Below are 7369 nucleotides of genomic sequence, written 5' to 3' on the forward strand. Positions count from 1 at the left end.
CTTCGTCGGCAGCGTCAGTTGTGTATAAGAGCCCGCCCCTGCACCGAAGACGAACGTCAGCACGAGCCCCAGTACGGCGCCGAGCCGGTACGCGGGCGCCATGTCCTCGGCATGGCGTCCGATCATCCAGGCTAGCGGCAGGGAGCAGGCGGTCAGGGTCAACGCGCCCACCCCCATGAGCACATACATGGCCGAATGGAAGGGTGTCGAATCATTGAAATGCGACGGCTGGCCCAAGGCCGCCTGGAGCGTGATGTAGGCCACCTCCGCCGCGCCCACCAGGATGATGGTGCGGGCCAGGCGCCGAACCGCGGGCGACGCGCGGAACCCGGAAGGCAATTCTCCGATCAGCCAAGCGGTGGTCCACGCATACAGCGCCACCGACGCCATGAACTTCATCGGCTTGACCCACACGCCCACGCCGCCCAGCGTGCGCGCATCGATCGCGGCCATCGCAAGCGACGCGGCAAGCGCGGCGAACAGGATCAAACCGAAGCGCGCCAGCGGGCCATGCCTGCGCTCGAGCTCGCGCACCAGCGCCCGCACAGGCTTGGCGGCATACAGCAAGCCGTAGGCGACCAGCCCCGCGGGGCCGAACAAGAACGTCAGGGCGTGGCAGGGAATCATCCACAAGGGAGCGATTCCATCGCGTTCGGCGCGCCGTGCCAGCCAAGTGCCAACGAAGAGGTCGAAAGCCAAGTAGTGATACCACCCTGCCGTCAACATGCCGCGATGGCCGAACAGCGTCGACACATCGTCCAGCGACCCGTACCCCCCGCCGGCGGCTGGCCAGGACATGGCCACCAACGCGACATAAGCCAGCGCCAGGGCACCGGGAACCACGGCGCCCGTCACCATGCGGACGATGGGCTTGGCCCTGCCCAGCCACGGCGACGCCGCCAGTGCAATCCAGGCGAGCATCACGATCATGCCCGCAAGCTCGAAAAGAAGATCGAACATGGCCCCTCTCCTCAGAAATGCCGCCCCAACCAAATCTAAACAGCGTTCAGATACCATAACAAGGCATTTGAACGGTGTAAAGTTTGATTTTTCCGACAACCAGCGAGGAGCCCTCATCCATGGCCACCCGGCGAAGCGGGGCGGCGACGCCCTACCACCATGGCGCACTGCGCCAAGCGCTCATCGACGCCACTGAACAATTGCTTGCCGCGCGCGGCGTGGAAGGCTTCAGCCTCAGGGAAGTCGCGCGCCAAGTGGGGGTGTCGCCGGCCGCCGCGCTGCATCATTTCGGTTCGGCCGCCGGCTTGTTGACGGAAGTCGCCATCCTGGGCTTTGAGGAACTGACGCGCTTCCAGCGGGAGGGCAGCGCGGCCGGCAGGACGCCGACCGAAAGGCTGCACGGCAAGGGGCTGGGGTACGTGCGCTTCGCGCTGACCTACCCGGCCCGCTTTCTACTGATGTTCCGCAAGGACATGTTGGCACCCGACTCGCGGCTGGACGACGCGGGCCGGGCGGCCTACCGGGAGCTGGAAGAGGCCGTGCGGGAGTACGTGGGGCGCACGGATGGCCCGCTGGGCGCTGCGGACCAAGCCCTGCTGATGGGAGCGTGGTCGGCGGTGCACGGATGCGCACACCTGGCGCTGGAAGGCAAATTCGGGAACGGGCAGGCCGGCGGCGACGCGTTCATGGCGCAGATCCTGCCCGAGATGCTCAGGCAACTATTTCCCGAGCGGCCGCGCCCCAAGCGGGGCAAGGCCGAGTGAGCGCCGCGTCCATGCGCGCGGCGCAATGCCATCGACGTCAATAGTGGATGACGGTGCGGATGGACTTGCCCTCGTGCATGAGGTCGAACGCCTTGTTGATTTCGTCTAGCGGCAGCGTGTGCGTGACGAAGGGCGCGAGTTCGATTTCCCCGCGCATCGCTGCCTCGACCATGCCGGGCAGTTGCGTACGGCCTTTGACGCCGCCGAAGGCCGTGCCTTTCCAGGTGCGTCCGGTCACGAGCTGGAACGGGCGCGTGGAGATTTCCTGCCCCGCGCCCGCCACGCCGATGATGATGGACTGGCCCCAGCCGCGGTGTGCGCACTCGAGCGCCGCGCGCATCACGTTCACGTTGCCGATGCACTCGAACGAGTGGTCCACGCCCCAGCCGGTCATCTCGATGATGACTTGCTGGATGGGCTTGTCGTAGTCGTTCGGGTTGATGCACTCGGTCGCACCGAAAGTCTTGGCCAGTGGGAACTTGGCCGGATTGGTGTCGATGCCGATGATGCGGCTCGCCTTGGCCTGGCGCGCGCCCTGGATGACGGCAAGGCCGATGCCGCCGAGGCCGAACACCGCCACCGTGTCGCCTTCCTGCACCTTGGCAGTGTTGTGCACGGCACCGATGCCCGTGGTCACGCCGCATCCGAGCAGGCAGACGTGCTCGGGATTGGCCTTGGGGTTGATCTTGGCCAGCGAAACCTCGGCCACGACGGTGTATTCGCTGAAGGTCGAGCAGCCCATGTAGTGGTAGACGGGCTGGCCGTTGTAGGAGAACCGCGATGTGCCGTCGGGCATCACGCCCTTGCCCTGCGTTGCGCGCACCGCGACGCAGAGGTTGGTCTTGCCCGACTTGCAGAACAGGCACTCGCCGCACTCGGCGGTATAGAGGGGGATCACGTGATCGCCAGGCGCAACCGAGGTCACGCCCTCGCCCACTTCGACCACCACGCCCGCCCCTTCGTGGCCGAGCACGACGGGGAACAGGCCCTCCGGATCCTCGCCCGAAAGCGTAAAGGCGTCGGTATGGCAAACGCCGGTATGGGTAATCTTCACGAGCACTTCGCCCTTCTTGGGCGGGGCCACGTCGATCTCGACGATTTCGAGCGGCTTACCAGGTCCGAATGCGACGGCGGCACGAGATTTCATGGGAGTCCTCTTTGCAGAAAGTCTTGGGAGCGCGACGGGGCGGGATTCATCGGAGATACGAGCGCACGAGGGAAATCACCTCGTCGATGGGCCGATTCGGCGTGCCGGCGGCCTCGGCCAGGTGAGTGAACTCCTCGCGCAAATGACTTTCCAGCACGCCCGCCATCAGGCCGTTGATGGCCCCTCGCACGGCTGCAATCTGTTGGAGGATCGCCCCGCACTCCGCGCCCTCCTCCAGCGCCCGTTCGAGTGCGTCGATCTGCCCGCGCACGCGGCGGACACGGGTCAAGACGCGCTTTTTCTCTTCAGGCGTATGCGGCATGACGGTTCAGCATACTGGGTAGGAGTATGTGATGATACGTCATCGCCGCCGCAAGCGGCAGGGGGTTGACCCGTAGCAGACGGCGCTCGATGCGCAGCGCCCAAAAAGAAAAAGCCCTCGCGCAGGTAGCGTGAGGGCTGAGGCCTGGGATGCGCCGGGGCGCATCCTCGTGTTCCGGCCGCGCCATGGCATGCCGGGCCCGCAGGGAGCCCTGCCGCGCCACAACCGAAGATGGGCGCAGACATGCAGGACGCGCGGAATATCAGTTCTTGCTTTGGTCAACCAGCTTGTTCTTGCGGATCCAGGGCATCATTTCGCGCAGCTTGGCGCCCACTTGCTCGATCTGGTGCTCGGCCGTGAGGCGGCGACGCGACTTGATGGTCGGAGCCCCAGCCATGTTTTCCAGCAAGAAGCTCTTGGCATATTCGCCGCTCTGGATGTCTTTCAGGACGGCGCGCATGGCCTGCTTGGTCTCTTCGGTCACGATGCGCGGGCCGGTGACGTATTCGCCATATTCCGCGTTGTTCGAGATCGAGTAGTTCATGTTGCCGATGCCGCCTTCGTAGATCAGGTCGACGATCAGCTTGAGCTCGTGCAAGCACTCGAAGTAGGCCATCTCGGGCGCATAGCCGGCTTCCACCAGCGTCTCGAAGCCGGCCTTGATCAGCTCGACCGTGCCGCCGCACAGCACCGCCTGCTCGCCGAACAAGTCGGTCTCGGTTTCTTCGCGGAAGTTGGTCTCGATGATGCCGGCGCGGCCACCGCCGTTGGCCATGGCGTACGACAGGGCGATGTCGCGGGCCGCACCCGAACGGTCTTGGTAGACCGCAACCAGGTGGGGAACGCCGCCGCCTTGCTGGTAGGTGGCACGCACCGTGTGGCCCGGGGCCTTGGGAGCGACCATGATGACATCGACGTCGTCACGGGGCACGACGCAGCCATAGTGCACGTTGAAGCCGTGCGCGAAGGCCAGTACCGCGCCCTTCTTCATGTTGGGGCCGACGTTCTCGGCATAGACCTTGGCGATGTTCTCGTCGGGCAACAGGATCATGACGACGTCGGCTTCCTTGACCGCATCGTTCACTTCCTTGACGGTCAGGCCGGCGTTGACGGCCTTGTCCCAGGAGGCTCCGCCCTTGCGCAGCCCGACCACGACCTTGACGCCGGAATCGTTCAGGTTCTGGGCATGGGCGTGACCTTGGGAACCGTAGCCGATGATGGCGACGGTCTTGCCCTTGATCAGCGACAGATCACAATCTTTGTCGTAAAAAACTTTCATGGCGCTCTCCAAAATCCACTCGATACTCGAAATTCAAATTCAAATTCAATGCTGGCCGCTCCGCTTCCGACGCGACGGGGACGGGGAACCCGAGGCATTGGGTTCTGCCGGCGCCCGCCGGGCGGGACACATCCGCGCCACGGCCTGGCCTGCCATCCCGGGATGCACAGGCGCGCAGGGGCTCAGATCTTCAGCACCCGCTCGCCCCTCCCGACGCCGCAGCTGCCTGTACGCACGGTCTCCAGGATGCAGGCACGGTCGAGCGCCTCGATGAAGGCGTCGAGCTTGCCCTTGTCCCCGGTGAGTTCCACGGTGTAGCTCTTGTCGGTCACGTCCACGATATGGCCGCGGAAGATATCGACCATGCGCTTCATTTCCTCGCGCTCCTTGCCCACCGCGCGAACCTTGATCAGCATCAATTCGCGCTCGATGTGGGGCGCTTCGGTCAAATCGACGACCTTGACCACTTCCACCAGGCGGTTCAGGTGCTTGGTGATCTGCTCGATGACGTCGTCGGACCCGGAGGTCACGATGGTCATGCGCGACAGGGTCGGGTCTTCGGTCGGCGCGACGGTCAGGGTTTCGATGTTGTAGCCGCGCGCCGAGAACAGGCCGACGACGCGCGAAAGTGCACCTGCTTCATTCTCCAGGAGCACCGATATGACGTGTCTCATGTGTGCTCCTTAGAGGTCTTCGGAACCGAGCAGCATCTCGGTCAGGCCCTTGCCGGCCTTCACCATCGGCCACACGTTTTCCGTGCGGTCCGTGATGATGTCCAGGAACACCAGGCGCTTTTTGTGGGTGGTGAACGCTTCGCGCAACGCGCCCTCGACATCGCGGGCGCTTTCGATGCGCATGCCGACGTGGCCATAGGCCTCGGCCAGCTTGACGAAGTCGGGCAGCGAATCCATGTACGACTCGGCATAGCGGGAACCGTAGTCGATCTGCTGCCACTGGCGCACCATGCCCAGGTACCGGTTGTTCAGGCACAGGATCTTGGGGCTCAGGTGGTACTGATGGCAGGTCGACAGCTCCTGGATGTTCATCTGGATCGACCCTTCGCCGGTAATGACGGCGACGTCGGCATCCGGATACACCATCTGCACGCCCATGGCATACGGCAGCCCCACGCCCATCGTGCCCAGCCCGCCGGAATTGACCCAGCGGCGCGGCTTGTTGAAGCGGTAGTACTGCGCGGCCCACATCTGGTGCTGCCCCACGTCGGAAGTGACGAAAGCCTCGCCGCGCGTGACTTCCCAGAGCTTTTCGATCACGAACTGGGGCTTGATGACGTCGTCAGAGCGCTTGTATTTCAGGCATTGCCGCTCGCGCCACGCGCCGATCTGCTTCCACCAGGCAGCGAGCTGCTGCGGATCGCGCCGGTTTTCCTTGAGCGCGGACTCCAGGTGCGCCAGGAGGTCCTGCAGCACGTCCTTGACGTCGCCCACGATGGGCACGTCGACCTTCACGCGCTTGGAAATCGACGAGGGATCGATGTCGATGTGGACGATCTTGCGGGCGTTCTGCGCGAAATGCTTGGGATTGCCGATGACGCGGTCGTCGAAGCGCGCGCCAATGGCCACCAGCACGTCGCAATGCTGCATGGCCATGTTGGCCTCGTACGTGCCGTGCATGCCGGGCATGCCGACGAAATGCTCGTCCTCGCCGGGAAAGCCGCCCAGCCCCATCAGGGTATTGGTGCACGGCACGTCCAGCATGTGCACGAGTTTGGTCAGCTCGGGCGCTGCATCGGCCAGGATGACCCCGCCGCCCGTGTAGATCATCGGGCGCTCGGCCTGCAGCAACAGTTGCACGGCCTTCTTGATCTGCCCCTGGTGCCCCTTCACGACGGGCGAGTAGGAGCGCATCTTGATCTCGCCCGTGGGGGGCGTGTACTTGCAGCGCGCGACCGTGATGTCCTTGGGGATATCAACCAGCACTGGGCCGGGACGGCCGGTGCGGGCGATGTAGAAGGCCTTGCGGATGGTTTCCGCGAGGTCCTTGACGTCCTTGACCAGGAAGTTGTGCTTGACGCACGGCCGGGTGATGCCGACGGTGTCGGCCTCCTGGAAGGCGTCCTGGCCGATGGCGGTGGTGGGCACCTGCCCCGTCAGCACCACCAGCGGGATGGAATCCATGTATGCGGTCGCGATGCCGGTTACCGCGTTCGTCACGCCGGGGCCACTGGTGACCAGCGCCACGCCGACGCGGTTGGACACGCGCGAATAGGCATCGGCGGCGTGCACGGCTGCCTGCTCGTGACGCACCAGGATGTGCTTGAACTTGTCTTGCTTGAAGATCTCGTCGTAGATGTAGAGAACCGAGCCGCCCGGATAGCCGAACACGTGTTCGACCCCCTCATCGGCAAGGCTGCGCACGACGATCTCGGCGCCTGTGAGTTCCATTGGATGTGTCGTCCATTCAAGTTCGCGCTGACGCCCCGGGCGGTACTGCCTCCTGGCAGGGAAACCAAACCTGTACGGGCACCGGCAGCATGCAGCGACGCTTCACGGTTCACGGAACCGATCCGCTCGCCCACCCTGCCGACCTCGCACACGTTCACCGGAACGAGCACTGAAGGTTGAAACGGAAGGCCAAGACCAGGCCGCCTGCGCCCTTTCGGGCCGAGGCCGCCGCAACGCTTTTGGCGCGGACTTGGGCTTGAGTAACTGCAATGCTTGGCGCCGAAGGTATCGGGCGCCAGACGAAGCGCTCTGCCGTCGACTTGGGTATCGCTTTCGGCGAGCCCGCTAGGCTATCAGGTATGCTGCACCGCAGTCAAGGTAGCGGTGCGCGCCTGGGATTTTCCCGCACTGCCCCCTGGGGGCGGGCGCGCGCCCGCCGGCTCGGGTTATCGTAGCGCCCCATGAATGATACGCAGTCCTTCCGCCCCGCTC

General features: G+C 64.6%; 7 protein-coding genes. 1 reads left to right on the forward strand and 6 read right to left on the reverse strand.

Features of this window, described 5'->3' with window-relative positions; translation table 11 throughout:
- The coding region (locus IRZ12_RS13920; protein WP_296469509.1) for an ABA4-like family protein at positions 1 to 960 on the reverse strand (960 nt) is incomplete at its 3' end.
- A gap of 119 nt (positions 961 to 1079) precedes the next feature.
- On the opposite strand from IRZ12_RS13920, the gene IRZ12_RS13925 reads away from it, so the two are divergent.
- Entirely contained in the window at positions 1080 to 1724 is a 645-nt protein-coding gene (locus IRZ12_RS13925; RefSeq protein ID WP_296469512.1) for a TetR/AcrR family transcriptional regulator, read from the forward strand.
- Between the two features lie 37 nt (positions 1725 to 1761).
- Here the strand turns inward: IRZ12_RS13925 and IRZ12_RS13930 are convergent, their stop codons facing one another.
- The 5 genes from IRZ12_RS13930 to IRZ12_RS13950 form a co-directional block, all read right to left on the reverse strand.
- Positions 1762 to 2871, reverse strand: coding sequence for an S-(hydroxymethyl)glutathione dehydrogenase/class III alcohol dehydrogenase (locus IRZ12_RS13930; protein ID WP_296469513.1), 1110 nt, complete (start codon positions 2869 to 2871; stop codon positions 1762 to 1764).
- A gap of 46 nt (positions 2872 to 2917) precedes the next feature.
- Positions 2918 to 3193, reverse strand: coding sequence for a formaldehyde-responsive transcriptional repressor FrmR (frmR, locus tag IRZ12_RS13935; protein ID WP_296469515.1), 276 nt, complete (start codon positions 3191 to 3193; stop codon positions 2918 to 2920).
- A 262-nt stretch (positions 3194 to 3455) separates the two neighbouring features.
- Positions 3456 to 4472 carry a ketol-acid reductoisomerase gene (gene ilvC, locus IRZ12_RS13940; RefSeq protein ID WP_296469517.1) on the reverse strand — a complete coding sequence of 339 codons (1017 nt, stop codon included), beginning with the start codon at positions 4470 to 4472 and terminating at the stop codon, positions 3456 to 3458.
- A 182-nt stretch (positions 4473 to 4654) separates the two neighbouring features.
- Positions 4655 to 5146, reverse strand: a complete 492-nt coding sequence (gene ilvN, locus IRZ12_RS13945) for an acetolactate synthase small subunit (RefSeq protein WP_296469519.1) — start codon at positions 5144 to 5146, stop codon at positions 4655 to 4657.
- A gap of 9 nt (positions 5147 to 5155) precedes the next feature.
- On the reverse strand, positions 5156 to 6877 hold the full coding sequence (locus tag IRZ12_RS13950) for an acetolactate synthase 3 catalytic subunit (RefSeq protein ID WP_296469521.1): 1722 nt from the start codon (positions 6875 to 6877) through the stop codon (positions 5156 to 5158).
- Between the last annotated feature and the right edge of the window lie 492 nt (positions 6878 to 7369).

The sequence above is a fragment of the Pigmentiphaga sp. genome (genome assembly GCF_019689535.1).
Classification (GTDB): domain Bacteria; phylum Pseudomonadota; class Gammaproteobacteria; order Burkholderiales; family Burkholderiaceae_B; genus Pigmentiphaga.

What these genes read in the sequence shown, in the direction of transcription:
- IRZ12_RS13925 (WP_296469512.1), top strand. Translation starts at nt 1,080, where the DNA reads ATGGCCACCCGGCGAAGCGGGGCGGCGACGCCCTACCACCATGGCGCA.
- IRZ12_RS13930 (WP_296469513.1), bottom strand. Translation starts at nt 2,871, where the DNA reads ATGAAATCTCGTGCCGCCGTCGCATTCGGACCTGGTAAGCCGCTCGAA.
- frmR (WP_296469515.1), bottom strand. Translation starts at nt 3,193, where the DNA reads ATGCCGCATACGCCTGAAGAGAAAAAGCGCGTCTTGACCCGTGTCCGC.
- ilvN (WP_296469519.1), bottom strand. Translation starts at nt 5,146, where the DNA reads ATGAGACACGTCATATCGGTGCTCCTGGAGAATGAAGCAGGTGCACTT.
- IRZ12_RS13950 (WP_296469521.1), bottom strand. Translation starts at nt 6,877, where the DNA reads ATGGAACTCACAGGCGCCGAGATCGTCGTGCGCAGCCTTGCCGATGAG.
- ilvC (WP_296469517.1), bottom strand. Translation starts at nt 4,472, where the DNA reads ATGAAAGTTTTTTACGACAAAGATTGTGATCTGTCGCTGATCAAGGGC.